Annotated in this window: 6 protein-coding genes and 3 riboswitches; all 6 genes read right to left on the bottom strand. The window is 66.5% G+C overall.

Annotated features, from left to right (window positions below):
• Positions 1-2: 2 nt before the first annotated feature.
• The 6 genes from KOM00_RS03915 to KOM00_RS03890 all read right to left on the bottom strand — a co-directional run bounded on the left by KOM00_RS03915 (position 3) and on the right by KOM00_RS03890 (position 16834).
• Entirely contained in the window at positions 3-737 is a 735-nt protein-coding gene (locus KOM00_RS03915; RefSeq protein WP_216497531.1) for a hypothetical protein, read from the bottom strand.
• Positions 738-764: 27 nt separating this feature from the next.
• Complete coding sequence (locus tag KOM00_RS20875) at positions 765-5882, bottom strand: OmpA family protein (RefSeq protein ID WP_216497530.1); 5118 nt, start codon at positions 5880-5882, stop codon at positions 765-767.
• A 161-nt stretch (positions 5883-6043) separates the two neighbouring features.
• Positions 6044-14683 carry an isopeptide-forming domain-containing fimbrial protein gene (locus KOM00_RS03905; protein ID WP_216497529.1) on the bottom strand — a complete coding sequence of 2880 codons (8640 nt, stop codon included), beginning with the start codon at positions 14681-14683 and terminating at the stop codon, positions 6044-6046.
• Between the two features lie 184 nt (positions 14684-14867).
• On the bottom strand, positions 14868-15029 hold the full coding sequence (locus tag KOM00_RS03900) for a hypothetical protein (RefSeq protein WP_216497528.1): 162 nt from the start codon (positions 15027-15029) through the stop codon (positions 14868-14870).
• A gap of 115 nt (positions 15030-15144) precedes the next feature.
• Positions 15145-15220: riboswitch (cyclic di-GMP riboswitch) on the bottom strand.
• A gap of 124 nt (positions 15221-15344) precedes the next feature.
• Positions 15345-15421: riboswitch (cyclic di-GMP riboswitch) on the bottom strand.
• A 150-nt stretch (positions 15422-15571) separates the two neighbouring features.
• Entirely contained in the window at positions 15572-15991 is a 420-nt protein-coding gene (locus KOM00_RS03895) for a bacteriohemerythrin (protein ID WP_216497527.1), read from the bottom strand.
• A gap of 138 nt (positions 15992-16129) precedes the next feature.
• Positions 16130-16206: riboswitch (cyclic di-GMP riboswitch) on the bottom strand.
• Between the two features lie 349 nt (positions 16207-16555).
• Entirely contained in the window at positions 16556-16834 is a 279-nt protein-coding gene (locus tag KOM00_RS03890; RefSeq protein ID WP_216497526.1) for a hypothetical protein, read from the bottom strand.
• Between the last annotated feature and the right edge of the window lie 55 nt (positions 16835-16889).

Below are 16889 nucleotides of genomic sequence, written 5' to 3'. Positions count from 1 at the left end.
GCTTACCAATCCTTCACGGTAATGGTTTTGCCGCCGGCGAGTACCACCCCGACCAGTTTCGGGCCGATCCCCTTGGCGACCTTGAAGTTCTCCTCCCTCTGGAAATCCGCACCGCTCTCGGTCTTGCCGAGCACCGTGACGTGCAGCGGGTGCTCGCCGGTCATGACGTTACCGACGTGGATGCGCTGCACCCCCCCTTTCTTCAGCGCCTCGATCTCGTTGAAGGTGTAGAGGTGCTGGGCCACCTTCTTGCCGTCCAGCTCGATGGTCACGGCGTCGAGCCGGAACTTCTCGTTCCCCTCCAGGGAGACGAAGATGGCGACCTGGGTGTCCGAGGGGTAGAGGAGCTTCTCTTCGAGCCGGTTCAGCTCTGTGGCGATGGAGAGGACGTCCGCCTTGATCTCCTGCACCTGCTCGTCCAGCCCCTTGGTCTGTTCCTTGGCGGCAGCCCGCCTCGCCTCTGCCTTGGCACCCCCCTGTTCGGGCGGGCCTTGCTCGGGGTGGTGCCCCGGTGAACTCTCGCCCCCCTTCGCTGCGGTTCGCGCATCGACACCCTCGGCTGCCACCCGCACATCGATATCCTCGGGTACGGCCTGATCCTCGACGCTCTCCGGAAAAGCCTCTTCCTGCACGCTCCCCTGTCCGGGCTGTACCGGGGCGGCTTCCTGCGCATGGACAGGAAAGCTCAACAGAAGTACCGAGATCCCTGCGATGATTAACTTCCGAACTTTGTTCATGTTTGCCACCCTGTGGTTTGTTAGTTGCTAAATCATCCCTACTACGTTGACGAAGACACCCTGATGCCGGTAACTCATGTCGGTCAGGTCGTCGGAGAAGTCGCTGAAGTTGTAGCCGGCGCCGACCTTGAAGTTGTTGCCCAGATGGCGGTAGAGCCCCAAAAGCACGCCCCTGCGCCGGTCCTGCGCATCCGGCAGGTCGAGCAGGCGCCCTTCGGCGAGCGCGTCCCACTTGTGCAGGAAGTGCCAGTCGACCCGCGCCACGTAGAGGTGGGCGCTGCTGTCGAAGTATTCCGGGTTGACCCGGTCCATGCTGACCTGACCGAGCCGGTAGGCGTACTTCCCTCCGACGCTCCAGCGCTGCGTCAGGTCATAGGTGGCGTCGATGGAGGCGATGTGGCTGCGCTGCATGACCCCCGCGCTCGTGCCGGTGCCGTTTAGCTGCCCCGCCGCAGGCAGGTTGTAGAAGTAGGTGTACTTGACCAGGGCGTTGAGGCGGTCGTTGGCGACGGGACGGTAGGCGTAGCCCACTACCGCCTCCGTGTAGCTGCCGTTGTAGAAATCCCCCTGGGAGCTGGTGCTCTGCGAGTAGTTGAACTTGCCGATCAGCCGCCAGTCCGGGGTCAGCTGGTACTTGAGGCTGTTCTTGAACAGCCAGGTCGTCCGTTTCACACGGCTCAGGTCCGACTGCTCGGCGTCGTCCACCCGGTATTCGACGGCGCTGGAGAGCTTCACCTTCTCGAACCCGTACCCGGCGCTCACCCCAAGTGCCGTCCTCTTGAGGTCCGCTCCGGTGAGGTTGTCGCGCAGGGTGCCGAGCTCCCCCTTTACCCCGAAGTTCAGCCGGTCGGTGGGGGCGAGATCGACGCCGTAGGAGTGGAGCAGGCCGCTTGGGACGTCGCCGTGGCTGTAGCGCTCCTCGCCGTAGACGCTGGCGCTGTCCGAGTAGCGGGTGCGAAAGCCCGAGGTCAGCGCCCCTTTCCTCGCCTGCACCCCGTTGTCGGAGCGCTCGTTCTCCAGGGCGTAGTTCAGGTAGAGCGTGGTGCGGTCGCTGTAGAGGTACTCGCTGCCGAAGCGCCCCGCGGCGCCCTGGCTCCCACCCGAGACCTCGCCGTTCACCTTGAAGCGGTCGGTCACCCGGTAGGCGCCCCCCACGCCGCCCCGGCCGTTATCCTCGCGGTTGCCGGTGGTAAGGACCGACTGCTGGCCGAAGAGGTAGCCGCTCCAGCGCGCCTTGGTATCGTAGGCGACCTTTCCCACCAGGTCGGTGCGGTCCCCGGTCTCCTGGGTCAGGGGGACCACGGCCGACTTGTCCTTGCGGCTGTCCAGGCGTGCGCCCACACCGGCGCTCCAGTGCTCGTCCACCTGGTAGTTGGCGTTCACCTCGGCCGCCGTGGTCTCGAGCCCCTGGTCCACGCTGCGCCGGTCTGCCTTGAGGTTCACCTTCAGCCGCTCGTTCACCGGGACCTCGGCCGTCCCGCCGATCTGGGTGGTCTCCTTTTCCGCTGCCTGGCCCGGCGCCGAGTACCCCGCCTCCAGGAGCTGGCTGTAGAGGGTGAAGCGTCCCCGCCAGTCCTTGTTGAAATCCTGCAGCCCGAGGCTCGCGTCGACCCGATAGGCGTTGGCGGCGGTCGCGGCATCGACGGGTGCCTGCACGGTCCCGTAGTTGAAGCCGCCGTCGAGCGAGGTGGAGGTGAAGAGCCCGGCGCCCTTGCTGCGGCCGGTCTCCACCTTGAGCCAGGTGGCCGCCGACTGGCGCAGGGTGAGGTCGGCGCCGGCGAGGCTCTCGTCGATGTCTCCCTCCTTGCCGCCGGTGCCGGTCAGGCCGAGCTTCACGTGATCGCCGAACCAGTAGTGGGCCCGGCCGCCGAAGGTCATGGTGTCCAGCTCCGCGACTCCCGGCGTGTACTCGTAGCGGGCCACCAGGAAGACCGGGTTGCCGCCGATGGTGTCGCTGTGCACGAGAAGGTTGTCCGCCGCCGTCGACTCCAGGGGCTGGGTCAGGACCAGGCGCCCCTGCAGGTAGTCGACGTCGTAGTCCTGCACCGGGGTCAGGTCCTTCACCGACAGCACGATGCCCGAATCTTTGTCCCGGATCTCGATGCGCACCCGCTCGGAACCCTGCAGGATATCCTGGCGGCGCAGGTAATAAAGGGAGCCGCCGGTGCCGCGGAATTCGTCGCGGCCGGCCACCGTCCCCGGCTCGGCGGCGAAACCGTCGACCATGAAGCGCTTCTCGCCGAAGCTGGTGACGCCGGGAACCTGGTAGTGGAGGTTCGCGCCGTAGAGCCCGCGGTCCACGTGGGCCAGGTCGTTGTCCAGGTAGCCGACCCTGAAGTTGCCCCACAGGCCGTAGTTCTGGTCCTTTTTCAGCTTGGCGTAGAACTTCCCGCTGGTCGGTGCGTCCTCCAGCACCGTGCCGTCGTCGCCGTAGGTCGGGAGGTGGTAATCCTGGTCGATGCGCCTGAAGAGCGACTCGGGCGACTTGTCCAGGAAGTTGGTGAAGATCTCGTCCAGGGGACCTTCACGCGTGTCGGCGCTGGCGGTGAGCCCCCAGCCGTCGCCGAACTCCCCCTTGGTGTAGAAGGCGAGGCGCCCCTCGGCGTTGAAGTCGTGGCTGTACCGCGGCCGGTCCGGGGCGAGGAGCTGCGCCGGGCCGCTGGTCTTGTCGGCGGACAGGGTCAGGTCCGCGATCCCGACGGTGAACCAGTTGTTCTTGGGCATGGAGAGGTCGCGCAGGAAGAGCTCGCCGTTGCCGGACTTGTCGAGCACCGCCACCTCGACCGTGTGCATCCCCTTGGGGAGGATCTCCTCGACGATGAAGCGCCCCTTGGCGTCCACCGGTCCCGGGTACCCGGCCAGCCAGACCCGGTGCTCTGGCGGAATCGAGCTGCCGTAGGCCTGGACGGTGCCGCCGTTGACCGGGATGTTTCTCTGCGCGATGCGGCTGCCGCCGTAGCCGGCCAGAAGTTCCCTTTCCGGGTCGGACTGGGCGGCGCCCGGCTCGAGCTGTTCGACCACCCAAAGCGGCTGGGGCACGGTCTCGTCGAAGTTCCCCTGCGCGTCGTAGACGCGGACCAGGTACTTGAGCTCGCGGGCGGGGGTGACCGGGTTGTCGAAGTTCGCGCTCCACTGCGCCGTACCCTCGCCGTCCATGGGGACCACCGCCAGCGGGAGATCGCGCACCGAACGGGCCTCCTCGAAGATCCTCACCTCGGCGCGCTTGATGAAGCTGTGGTAGTTGGCGTAGAGGCGGAAGCGGACCAGGTTCTCGGGGAACTCCGTCCCGGGGAGATCCTGGTAGCGGATGCTGCGCGGCCAGGCGGTCACGTTCAGCCGGGGCTCGCTCCTCAGGTCGTCGTACTTGAACTCGATCCTGGCGCGCTCCAGCGCCACGTCGGTGCAGCGCTGCAGGTCGGGGATGCTCTTGTTCAGGTCGTCGACCGGCTTTCCGTCCACCGAGATGCGCAGGAGGTTGAGCGCCAGGGGATCGGCCGTGTTCACCTCGCGGGTCATGCGGACGATGTCCACACCCTCGTAGTCGTTGATGGGGACCTGCTCGTCATAGACGACCTGCACCTCGACCCGCGACTCTCCCGTGCCGGTGAAGCCGGTGGCGACCACGTCCGCGGACTGCACGTAGCCCCGCCCCTCGAACTCCGCCTGCTTGACGGCAAGCCCCATCTTCTCGCTCGCGGCGGTCATGCTGCGGCGGGCGCGCGCCGTTGCCCAGCCGATGTCGTCGCCGTAGACGGCGGCGGTGCGCCGGTCCAGCCGCTCGTTGTTGATGTAGCCGGTGAAGCGCAGGCGTACGTTGCTTCGGTCCTTTATCTCGTCCATGAGCCGCCCCAACCGCTCGGTGTACCCCTCGGGGAGCACCGGGTTGCCGTCCTGGAACAGGATCGGGGGAACAGCCCCGGAGGGAGGGTCGTAGACCCTGGTGACGGTCTCGGCGCCGGCGTCTTCCGGGCAGAGCTGCGGTTCGTCGGATAGTTCCTGCATGGCATCGTCGTGCCAGAACTCGACCGCGACGCGCCGGTTGCGCGCCCTTCCCTGCGGCGTGTCGTTGGAGGCCACCGGCTGGGTGGCCCCCTTCCCCTCGCTTTCAAAGGATGCGGGGGCTCCCTTCAGGGCGTCCTGCACGGCGAGGGCCACGCGCCGGGCGACCGCCTTGGAAAGCCCCAGCTGGTCGCCGTAAATCCGCTCGTCGCGGGCCTCAAGCGGCGTGGTGTCGCTGTAGGCGATGAACTTGACGGCGATGTTCTGCTTGCCGGCCAGGTTGTTCAGCGCCTGCCGGATCTGCTGCCGGAACTCCTCCGGCACGGTGACCAGGGCCGCGTCGTACTGCAGGGGGGCGACCAGGTTCCTGACGCGGACCCGATGGGCGAGCCCTTCCTTGTAGCGCATCTTGCAGACCGTCTCGGTGCGGCATACCTTGACCCGGTTCACCTGCGCCGGGACGACCACCTCCTTTTCCACCATCTTCTCGCCGATCTCGTCGTACCAGACCTCGACCTCCACCCGCCGGTTCAGCGCCCTCCCCTCCTCGGTCGCGTTGGAGGCGACCGGCTTGGCGTCCCCCATCCCCTCGTAGGAGATCGCCTCCGGGGGAAGCCCCAGGGCGCGCTGGCAGTATTCGGCCGTGGTGCCGGCGCGCTCCCGGGACAGGCCGGTGTTGTCGCCGAACTTCGCCTGCAGCGCCCCGCTCAGCCTTTGCGTGTCGGCGTGCCCTACGAAGTGGAGCCGGACGTTGGCGCGGCCGCGCATCTTCTCCAGCACGCCGCGCAGAAGCTCCAGGTACTCCCGGGTGATCTCCGCCTCTCCGGTGCGAAACCGGATGGGGGGGACCAGGTCGGCCAGCTTGACCGTCTTCACTTCTTTCTCGGCGACCTGTCGCTTCTCGGTGCGGTCCCCCTGGTCCTGCGCGAAGACGGACGGGTCGAGGAGCCACGGGGTGTAGGTCGCATCCTTGGGGAGGTGCCCCTCGGTCGTTTCACCGCACCCGGCGGCCTCCCTGACTTTCGGGGCTGCCGTCGCGGTCGCCGCCTTGGTGGCCGCCGGCGCGCTCTCCGCACGGGCGGCGGTCTCGGCTGCGACCATCGAGGCCAGGATCATGAATGTAAGGGCGATACTTTGCTTCACCATTGGTCCCATCCATCTACCCAAACAGGTTGAGTTGCCTTGTTGAATGCCATTTCTATCTTCCCGCCGCATGCGTCCCCCTCCCTTGCGGGAGGGGGGTATGGGGGTGGGGGCCCCCTGGGAACAGGGGAGGGAGAGCCAGGTCCTCCCCTGGGAACGTCTCATCACGGCGGTGCGCCCCGGCGCCAGAAGGTCTCGGTCTCGATGGTGAGCGGGTAACCGTCACCCCACTTGCCGGAGATCTCCTTCTTGAGCGCCTTCAGACGCTCTTCCACCAGACCCTTGCTCTCGACCTCGGCGAGATAGGAGAGCCGCAGCACCGCCGGCGCCTTGCGGAGCTCCTTCAAAAGGAGGTCGACCCTCGGCTGCCACTGCCTGCGCAGCTTGGTCCCCTTGGGCTCGAAGGCGCCGTCCGCGACGTCCAGGGAGACCACGTGGTGGATCGCCGCGCCGAAGTTGAAGCGCAGCATCTTGCCCCGCGTCGCCCTCTCCACCTGCGGGTTCTCGCTGGTGACGCGGTATCCGGTGGGGAGGGTGCGCTCGTCGACCTTGAGGATGAAGTTGCTGCCGCGGTCTTCGTCCGGGACCACCGCGCAGGTGATGTGGAAGCGGCCGAACTCGTCGGTGGTGGCCACGAGCCCCCGGGCGGTCACGGCGCGCACGCCGGCGAGCCCCTTCTCTCCCTGGTCCGGGTAGCCGTTGGCGTTGGCGTCGTCGAAGACCTTGCCGATCACGTCGGTGCAGTCGAGATCCGCATCGGGGATGACGCGGACGGTCGCCGAGGCGACGCCGGAGGCGACGCTGTCGGTTGTGTTGTCCAGCACCTGGGCGCGGTTCACGTACTCTCCCTCGGAGACGCCGGAGCCGACGATCATCAGGAAGGTGATGCTGTGGCTGGTGCTGCTGGTGAGCTGCGAGACGTTCCAGGCCATCTGGCGCGTGTTGAGCGTCGGCTCGGCCTTGTGGCCGTCCAGGCGCGCCGACCCCGCCACGTACTTGAATCCGGGGGGGAAGATGTCCACCACGCTCAGGTTCCTGAGGGTCGCCCCGAGGGTGTTTTTGAGGGTGATGGTGTAGGGGACCAAAGCGCCGCGCGAGACGTTGGTCACCGCCGCGGTCTTGGTGATGGCGATCGCCGTGTTGAGCGTCGGATCGACGGCGATGTGGTTGTTGTAGATCTGGCTGTAGCCTGGCTGCAGGTTGTCCAGGGTGAGCCGCAGGTAGTAGGCGGTGGCGGCGCCGGGGAGCACCGAGGTGCCCGGCGCCAGGTCGGACGCCTGCGCCTCGCAGTACCCTGCCGTGGTCGGCACCGCGTCCAGCGTGCTCCCCGGGCAGGCCGGGACGGAGAAGGCGGCGGTGCTGTCGCTGGAAGTGGGGGGCACCAGCTTGGAGACGCCGGCCGTGTAACCGGATGCCGGTGGCGTCACCTGGATCAGGTAATCCCCGCCGGAGGGGCAGGAAGGATCGCTGAAGTTGAGGTCGAATTTATAGAGGCCGCTGGCCGTGGTGACCTGCCCCTGCTGCACCGGGTCGTTGAAGCAGCCGCCGGAGAGGGGGAGCCGGTTCGCCGCCTGGACCATGGTCAGCGTCGCCCCCGCGACCGGGGTACGGATAACGGAGTTGTAGACCACGCCGTTTGGGGTGAGCGGCAGGTTCAACTCCTGCAGCAGCGTCCCTCCCCCTGCCACTATGTCGGAGATGCGCTGCATGCCGTTGGTGAAGGGGGAGCTGCACCACCCCAAGAGGGCGGTCGCCGCGCCGGCGCCCGGTGCGCGGAAGCGGAGCTCGTACCTGATCGCGGTGCCGGCGTTGGGCGTCAGTCCGCTGAAGCGGTAGGAGCCGTCGGCGGCGCTGTTCACCGTCCCCACTACGCGGCCGTCCTGGTACAGATCCACCGCCCAGCCGGCGGAGGGGATTTCGCCGCCGTCCAGCGCGTTGTCGTGGTTCGCGTCCTGCCACACCGAGCCGGCAAGGCTCGCGCTCCCAGGCATCCCGCCGACGGCGACCGAAGTCCCGGCGCTGGCGACCTGGGTGGGGGTATCCCAGCTCGCCTGGGCGAGGTTGTTGACCACGCTGCCGCTGGCCACCGTCGCGTTCAATTTCACCTGGAAGCGCAGCACGACGGAGGCGCCCGGCGCCAGGGCGCCGTAGCTCGTACCGTAGCCGGCGCTGATGACCGGGGCCGCGTAGCTCACCCCGTTGGAGGAGCCGTTCATGACGCCGGATCCGGAGAGGTAGCTTCCCTGGGGCAGGAGCGGGGTCAGGTCGTCGGTCAGCACCACCCCCGTGGCCGGCACTTGGCCGATGTTGGTGGCGCGCACGGTGTATTCGAGCACGCTCCCCGGGAGGGCGGCACCGCCGCCAACTACCACGGCGGACTTGGTGACCGTCAGCTGCTGGGCGTTGCCCACCGCGATCACGGTCGGCTGGTAGCCGTTGGTGGGGTTCGCGTCGGAGTCGGTGGCGAGCGGCGGCAGTTCCGCCGTTCCCACGCTCCCCTGGTTGCTGATCACGGTACCCGAGGCGACGCCCTGGTTCACCTGCACCTTGAAGGTAACGACACCGGTGCCGCCTGCCGCGAGGGTCCCGGTGCTGGCGGGGGGCGCAGGCGGGGCGAGTCCCGAGGAGACGACACCGATGCCGTTGGCGAGGGGGGATGCGCCGGTAACGGCATCCGCGACGGACACGCCGTTCAGGCGCACGCTCCCCGCCACGTAGGTGGTGTTGGCGGGGATCGCGTCGGTCAGGACGACGCCGGTCGCGGGGATCGCCCCCGAGTTGGTCATGGTGATGGTGTACTCAAGCGCGTCGCCCGGATCGACCAGGCCGTTGCCGTTGACGTCGCCGGCAAGCTGGACCGTCTTCAGCGCGTAGACGAGCGGCAAGCTCCCGACCACCACCGTGGTGGGATCGTTGGGCGCCGGAGTCGCGGGGTTGTCGGAGGCCTCTTCGGGGAACGGGCCGCTCGCCGCGCCGGTCCCGGCCACGAAGGCCTGGTTGGAGATGAGCGTCCCGGCCACCACGCTCTTGCTGATCCGCACCTCGAAGGTGATGGTGGCCACGTTGCTGCTCGTTGCGGCGGCCGCGGGCATGGCGCCCGGCACCGGATTCGCCGGCGAGTTGACCGGCATCCCGTTTTGCAGCGGGCTCACACCGGCGCCGGCGTCCGCGACCGGCCTGCCGTTCAGGGTGGTGCTGTTGGCGACGTAGGCGGTGTTGGCCGGAACCTGGTCGCGCAGCGTCACCCCCGTCGCGTTCTCGGTGCCGTCGTTTTTGACGGTGATGGTGTAGCGCAGCGTGTCACCCGCCGTCACCGTGGCGCTCCCGGAGGTGACGTCCTGCACCGTCTTCTGGAACAGGAACCGGGGGGCGGACACGATCAGGGTCCGGGTCGGATCGGCACTCCCGGGGAGCGAGGGATCGTCGCTCGACTGCGACGGCAACAGGGGGGAGGCGACCTGCGCCTGGTTCTGCACCAGCGAGCCGTGATCGAGCACCGGCGCCAGGGTGGCCTGGAATTCGACCACCAGCGTGTCACCCGCCTGCCCCTGCGGGGCCACGGTCAGGTTGCCGACGCTCACCACTCCGGTCCCCTTGGCGCCGCCGTTGGCCGAGGTGGCGGCGACGTTCGCGCCGGCCGGCACGGTCAAGAGCTTCAGGGTCCCCGGCGCGAACATGGCCACGGTGTTCAGCCTGTCCAGCTCGTCGGTGAGGGTGAAGTTCGCGGCGCCCAGGGTGCCCACGTTGCGGATGGTGAGGGTGTACTTGAGGGTGTCGCCCGGCTTCGCGTTCGCGCCGGACTGCCCGGTGGTCGCGTTCAGCACCGTCTTGGAGAAGCTCAAAAGCGGCGCCTGGGTGGTCACGGTGAAGGCGTCCTGGATGTCCAGCACCCCGGGGGTGCCGTTGGTGAGCGCGCCGGTCGTGGTCTGTATGTCCCCCGCCGCGGCAACCGCCGGGTCGGCGCTCAGCCACCTGGTGGCGCCCGCCACGTTGGTGAGGGTGATCCCCCCCGCGGTGTAGGGGTCGAGTGCGGCGTTGTACGTCACCAGCAGGCGCTCCCCCGGCGCAATGGCCGCCGCGGCCGACTTCATGGCGACGGTCATGGTGCAGGCGGGCGCCGGCGCGAAGCTCACGGTGAAGTCGGTGCCGTTGACCAGGTTCGCCGAGACCGGGGTGACCCCGTCGGCCTGGTAGACGCGCGCCGTGACGTTGGTGGGGGCCGAGCCGCACATGCTCCCCGGTGCGGGGGTGGTGACGTTCGGGAGGATGTCGGTGAGGGTCGCCTGCCACGCGGTGCTGCCGCCGCTGTTCTGGACGTCGAGGGTGAAGAGGCCCGGCGCGAGCGCGCTGATGGTGGCCGGCCCGCTTTTGTGCACGGTGAGCGCGGGGCCGACGATGGTGACCGCGGCGCTGGCGCCCGGCGCACCGTTGGCCTGGGTGGCGGGGGTATTGTTCACGCCGTTGTAGGTGTAGGTCGCCGTGTTCTGGAACTGCTTACCCAGGGTATTGGCGGGGGAATTGGTGAGCACCACCGTGACGTTGATCACGGCCTGCTGGCCTGCGGGAATGTCGATGCCGCTGCCGCTGTCCTGGATCACCAGGCTGGTGGCGCTGCCGGTGTTGACCGGGGTGAAGGCCGGGCCTGAGACCCGCTGGGCAGCGACAAAACGGAGGTCCACCCCGGTTGCCGTGGAGCTCAAGTCGTCCAGGATGCGCACGTCGTACATGGCGGTCGGCTGCGGCACGGCGGGAACGGTGATGGTGTAGCTGAAGGGGCGGCCGATGGCGGCGCCGGTCACCTGGGCCTGCTTCGAGAGCGCCGTAGCCGCCGCCGTGGTGAGCTGCACCGTGGCCGCGGCGGTCGGGCCGTAGAGCTGCCGGTTGGCAAGGACGCTCGCCGTCGGGACGTCCTGGCTGTCGAAGGAGTAGTAGCTGGTGACCTGCGCCTGGTTGTTCAGGGTCACCCCGGCCCCCAGCCCCGCGTCCCCCTTCACCTGGTAGGTCACCTGCAGGGTCTGCCCCGGCGGGACCGCGTAGAGGGCCGCGGAACCAGCGACGTCGAAATTCCAGGTCGCAACACCGGTGGCCGCACTGTAGCTCGGGGCGAGCGTCGGCAAGGTGGCACTGGTCGCGCCGGTGGCACTGTCAACCAGGGTGACGCCGGTGGTGGTGACCCCGCCCTGGCGCAGGCCAACCGGCAGAACATCGGTGAGGACCGGGTCGTAGGCCGGGGCGGTGCCGCTGTTCGCCATCCTGACGGTGTAGGTGACCGCTTCGCCGGCGCTGATCACCGTGCCGCCGCCTGCCGTGGCCGCGCTCTTGGAGACGTTGAGAAGCGGCTGCCAGACGTTCAGGGTTGCGCCGGAATTCTTCGGCGTCGCCGCGACGCCGTTGATGGCGTAGTTGAGCGTGGCGCTGTTCACGAGCTGCTGCGCCGTCGGGGACTGCGCCAGCGCATTTCTGACCACGTGGGCGCGGTACTGGATCGTCAGGGTGTTGTTGGCGCCATTGTTGTCGGCCGTGTTGACGACGTTGCCGAGGTTCCAGGTCAGGGTGCCGGTGGCGCCGGACGCCGGCTGGGATGAAACCGTGTAGCTGAAGTTGCCGCTCCCCGAGGCGGGGGCGATGCTCACCAGGCCGTCGAAGGCGAGCCCCGCGGGGAGCTGGTCGGTGAGCAGCACGTTCTGCGTGGTCCCTTCGCGCAGGGTGAGGGCGAGGTTGTAGACCACGGTGTCACCCACGCGCAGGGTAGAGTCGGTGCCGCTTGCCGGAGCTGCGCTCCAGGAGTCCGAGACCACGCTCTTGGCAAGTGAGGTCGGGTCGAGCGAGGAGACGGTGGCGGAGACCGGACCGGAGCAGTAGTTGTTGGGAGCGGTGGCGTTGGGGCAGCCGGCGCCGGTGCGCTCGCCGGGGACCGAGCCGGACAGCGAGGTCCAGTCGACATAGACGTCGTTGGTGATGGGGGCGCCGCTGGTCTCCAGTACGGTCACCAGGTAACTGAGCACCAGGGTGCCGCCGGCCGGGATGTCCAGGCTCGCGTCCCCGTTCTGGCTCCCCCAGTCCACGGCGCCGTTGGCGAGAGCGGCCGGCGTGGGCATGAAGCCGGTCACCGATGCGCCGTTTATCTGCGCCGTGGCAGTCCCCGGTACCAGCGACACGTTGGAGGGGAGAAAGTCCATGACGTCGGCGTCGTAGGCCCGGGAGCCGCCGTCGTTGGTGACGGTGACGGTGTAGCGCAGCACGTCTGCGGGAGCCGCGGCGGCGGACGCCGCTTTCCCGGCGGGTAAGGCATAGCTGACCGTCTTGGCGGCGGTCAGGTGCGGTTCGACCACCGTCATGTTGGCCGTGGTCGCCGCGCCTCCGGCCGACTGGGTCAGGCTGTCGCCGTTTAACTTGTTGTACGTGTAGGAAGCGGTGTTGCTGAAGGCGAGTCCGGCGCGGTTCACGCTGCCGTTTTGCAGTGCCGCCGTCACCTGGATGACCGCCTGCCCCCCCGCCGGTATGTCGATGCCGGTGGCGAGGTCCTGGAGGATGACGTTGGTGGCCGTGCCGGTGTTGGTCAGGTTCCAGTTGCCGCCGGAGATGACGTCGGCACTGACGAAGCTCATGCCGGCCGCGGAGAGCGCCATGTTGTCCAGTATCCTCACGTCGTAGAGCGGGACGTCGGCCGGGGTGGCCGGGACCTTGATCAGGTAGCTGAACTGCTGGCCGATGGTCGCCGTGGCCGATGCGGGGTTCGCCTTGGAGAGTGCACCCGGCGCCTGGATGGTGACCCGGGTGGGGTCCCCGCCGGAGCCGAGCAGCACCGTCCCGTTCAGGTAGGGATCGTCGCTGGGGCCGGACCAGACCGTTGCCGGGGTGGTGCCGGTGTCGGTCCCGGTGACGTTGGCCTGGTTGGAGACCACGGCGCCGTTCGCGAGGGTCGCATCGAGGGTGGCGTCGAATTCGACCTGGATCTGCGAGTTGGCCGTGGCGCCTCCCGGCAGGCTGAGGCCGGAAACGGTTATGGATCCCGGGGTGCCGCCGCTCGGCTGGACGACGTTCACGGAGCCTCCCGCCGGGGTGACGGTGACGTTGGCGATGGAGCGCAGCCCAGCCGGGAGGGTATCGGTGATGGTGACGCCGTTCAGGGGGGGCCAGGTGAAGTTCTGCAGCAGCAGGGTGTAGCGCAGCCGGTCCCCGGGAAAGGCCGCCGTGGCCGGAGCGGCCCCGGTGGTAAGGTCACGCACCGTCTTTTGGAAGTAGTAGCCGGCCAGCGCGGCCGTCACCGTGTAGGCGTCCTGGTAGTCCAGCGTGCCCGGGGTGCCGTCGGTGATGGTCCGGTCGTACTCGCGGCGCCCAGGGTAGCTGCTGTTGGCGCTGAACCACCTGGTGGCGCCGGCGATGTTGGTGAGCGTCGTCCCGGAGGCGACGCCGGTGCTGTCGACCTGCGCCCGGTAGGTGATGATGAGGCGCTGGGTGGGGGCGATCTTGACGGTGTCGAGCAGGGTCAGCGTGAACAGGCCCGGGGAGCCGGAGCCTCCGCTCCAGGTGGTGGCGAAGTCGGCGCCGGCCGCAAGGGGTGCCGATATCGGGGTGACGCCGTCGGAGGCGAAGACCTGGGCGGTGACGGTGCCCACCGGAGAGACGGTGCTCATGCCGGCCGGGATGTGGTCGGTGATGGTGGCGTTCCAGGCGTCGCTTCCCCCGGTGTTCTGGATGTTGAGCGTGTACCTTACCTGCGAATCGATGTTGACCGTTGCTGCCGAACCGCTCTTGGCGAGGGTGAGGTTCGGCTCGACCACCGTCATCGGCGGCGTGGTGCCGGGCCATGCCTGCAAGTCCACCATGCTGGTGGTGTTGATCGGCTTGTTGAACCACATCTTCGCGGTGTTGGAGAACTGGGTCCCCGCCAGGTTGACGTTGGCGGGGCTGTTGTCGAGGACGACGGTGACCTCGATCTCCAGGTTGTAGCCTGCCGGCAGCGACGCGAGGGGGGCGTTGTTCTCGTAGGAGAACACCAAGTGCTTCGTGCCGTCGGACAGGACGCCGGGGTGGTTGGTGAGCCAGCTGGCGCTCGCCCCCAGGGCCAGCGGCGCCCCCCCGTTCAGCGGCGTCTTGACGCCGGTGGCCGGGTTCACCAGGTATGCCGTGTTGGTGAGGTAAGTCAGGGCCGCCCCGGTCGCGGTGAGATCATCGGGGATGACCACGTTGGTGACCGTCGCGTCATCGGCGTTGGCGATGTACTGGAAGGAGCCTGTGGCGTCGAGTCTTCCCAGCAACGGAACGCTGATGGTGTAGGTGAAGGGAACGCCGACTGCGGCGCTGGTCTGTGCCGGCGGGTTCTTTTTGCTCACCGCGTCCACCGGCACCATGAAGGCCTGGCAGGCGGGGCTTATGTTGTTGTACCCGCCGGGGGCCCAGTAGATCCAGAAGTCCGACTGGGTCGGGTCGTTGCACGACATGTTTCCGTAGTAGAAGACATCCAGAAAGGCGATGTAGAAGGACTGCTGCTGCGGGAAGTTGAAGTTTATGTTGGTGATCGGGAAGCCGCCGATCGAATCCGGGAAATTCTTGATGGTGCAGTTGGTGTCGATCCCGAACGTCGACGCCCCCCTGACAGCGGCGAGGGTGGCGGGGTTGTTGCCGTCGACCACACCGCCGAACTGGGAGCAGAAGATCCCCGCCGCCTGCGCAGTGCTCCCCGATCCCAGCAGCATGACCAAAAGGGCGGCGGCCGCAGCCAGGCGCTGAAGGAACGAAGCAGCGTCCAGCCTGGTGGCGGCCATCGATAACATCAGCATTGTCTGTGTAAGAATTCTCACTTCAGCCCTCGACGAAAATCGCACCACTGTTGTTGCGGCCCCTCAAGAGACCACCTGCACGCACCACGAAAAAACCCGCGCCACAGCCGGTTGTTCGGCTGATGACGCGGGTTTCACTTGCCCCGTAGGGATGAGACTTACCGCTGTTTGATGCTGCTGTTGCTTGCTCCGGCCCGGGGCCGGGTCACTTCATTCTTTCATTCCTGATCGCGTCACAAACGCGGTAGTCGGCGATGTTCACCGTAACCTGAAGGTGCGGCGCGGAAAGAAGCCCTATCTCCTTCATGCACTCAGTCAGCTTTCGCTTCCACTCCGGGTCAAGGTTCCGTTTCGTCATCTGTTCCATCGCATGCCTCATGTACCTCTGATGGTAGTAATAAAAAAAAGGAGCGCTCCATCTTCCGAAGATGAGAGCGCTCCTAGATCGGGGTTTGCCGGATGCCAAGATGCTGACTCATCTCTTCGGCAACCCGGCTATCCTTCACAGGACCCGTGGCTTTGCGTCACCAGATCACTCTGGTTTTGCCCGTTCGGAGAACGTATTCTGTTTTAAATCGCCCGGGCACCTCGCCGTGCCAATAAAAAAGGCGCTCACATCTGCCAAAGATGAGAGCGCCCCTTGATCGGTGATAGCCGGATGCCAAGATGGGTAACTCATCTCTTCGGCAACTCGGCTATCCTTATTCAGGACCCGTGGCTTTGCGTCACCAGATCACTCTGGTTTTGCCCGTTCGGAGAACTTTTTTAACGTTTTGTAATCGACGGCCACCTTTTAACAGATGGCTTAACGGTTTGCAACAATTTTTTTCACAATGGCGATTTTTTTTACAAAACAGCCTCCGACGGCCGGAAAGATCTCCTGCAGGGAAAGGGGTACCCGGCATGGTTTCAAGCGGTTTTGCTCCTTCCCTGGGGCGCGGACAGGTCCCCCACGAAAGCCCCCAGCTTCGCATCGCATTCGCGGATGTGATGACTGACCCAATGGTCCAGGATAACCAGTTGGTCGATGCTCAGGCTGCTGCTTGCATTTCGAGGACTGCGGATGTCTATCATCCTCTGCCTGAATATCTCATGTTCATCCCTGTGCGCCAGAAAATCGGGATAGCAGGTGTCCATCATCAGCATCTGCTCGTAGTCGAAACACTGCGCCATGTACACCAGGATTTCATCGAAGATGTAACCTTCGGGAGGGGGGCCGGTCATGAAGCGGTCGTACGCTTCGTTTATCTTCTCGACCACGTACTTATGACACTGGTCGATGTCTTCGATACCAACCACCAGGTCTGAGGTCCATTTTGTGTTAAACATAAGCCCTCCCGCGGCATCATGCCAAGCACCCGAACATTCACACTGGATATTCCCGTCGTATCGAAACCGGCCTATGCCGTTCAGGCCCGGCCGCGCCCGGACGCGAAAAAGCCGGGGCTTCGATATCTGGAGTGATATTTCGGCGACCCGGCTGTCTCGGTGAGACCCTGTAGGCTTTCCGTCCCATCCTCGCGGATGGTTTAGTATTTTCGTGTATCGGTCCTCGCTTTTGCGAACGCAACATATCGCACGAGCGCAGGCGTGTCAACGATATTTAATGTGCTTTGCCCTAACTTGCCGGCGGGACAGCGCCTTCTACCGCTTGATCCCGCCAGCTCCGCCGGCAATTCCTTCTTTGAATCCCGCCGTGCACTCGCCAGTGATCGGGCTTGTCCGGGGGGAGAACCCGCCGTCACACCGCACACGCGGGTAACGAAAAGCCCCTCGTGACCGCACGGGGGCTTTTCTGCTGCTGCGGGCTTGCCTAGGCCACGCGGTTTCTCGATCAACCTGCCAACCAACTGCCTGGGTGACCCGTTTCCCTGGGGGCGACCGGACTGCCGGCTACTTCCCCCCGAGGGCGCTCTTCACCTTCTTCAGCGTGTCGATGTTCTTCTGCAGACCGCTCACGTTCTTCTCCATTTCGGTGATGGTGGTGCCCAGTTGGGCCACGCTGCCGATGATACCTCCGCTGCCGGCTGCCCTCTGCAACAGTTCGCTACCCAAGTCTCCCATCTGGGCATCGGCCCTGTGCTCGGTGATCGAGCCGCAGAGATATCCTGCCACAAACACCACGGCAAAGGCCGCGACCCGCAAGCTGTAGATGACGGTTTTCTGTTTCATGTCAGCTCCTCCCCAGTTCCCCGAACTCTTTCGCACCGCAACGTCCGGGTCATCT

Source organism: Geomonas diazotrophica, assembly GCF_018919385.1.
Lineage (GTDB): Bacteria > Desulfobacterota > Desulfuromonadia > Geobacterales > Geobacteraceae > Geomonas > Geomonas diazotrophica.
The sequence above is the reverse complement of the archived record's forward strand: the minus strand, read 5'-3'. Positions and strand labels throughout refer to the sequence as shown.

Excerpts from the sequence above, each read along its gene's own strand:
- KOM00_RS03915 (WP_216497531.1), bottom strand. The coding sequence starts at position 737 with ATGAACAAAGTTCGGAAGTTAATCATCGCAGGGATCTCGGTACTTCTG.
- KOM00_RS20875 (WP_216497530.1), bottom strand. The coding sequence starts at position 5,882 with ATGGTGAAGCAAAGTATCGCCCTTACATTCATGATCCTGGCCTCGATG.
- KOM00_RS03890 (WP_216497526.1), bottom strand. The coding sequence starts at position 16,834 with ATGAAACAGAAAACCGTCATCTACAGCTTGCGGGTCGCGGCCTTTGCC.
- KOM00_RS03900 (WP_216497528.1), bottom strand. The coding sequence starts at position 15,029 with ATGGAACAGATGACGAAACGGAACCTTGACCCGGAGTGGAAGCGAAAG.
- KOM00_RS03895 (WP_216497527.1), bottom strand. The coding sequence starts at position 15,991 with ATGTTTAACACAAAATGGACCTCAGACCTGGTGGTTGGTATCGAAGAC.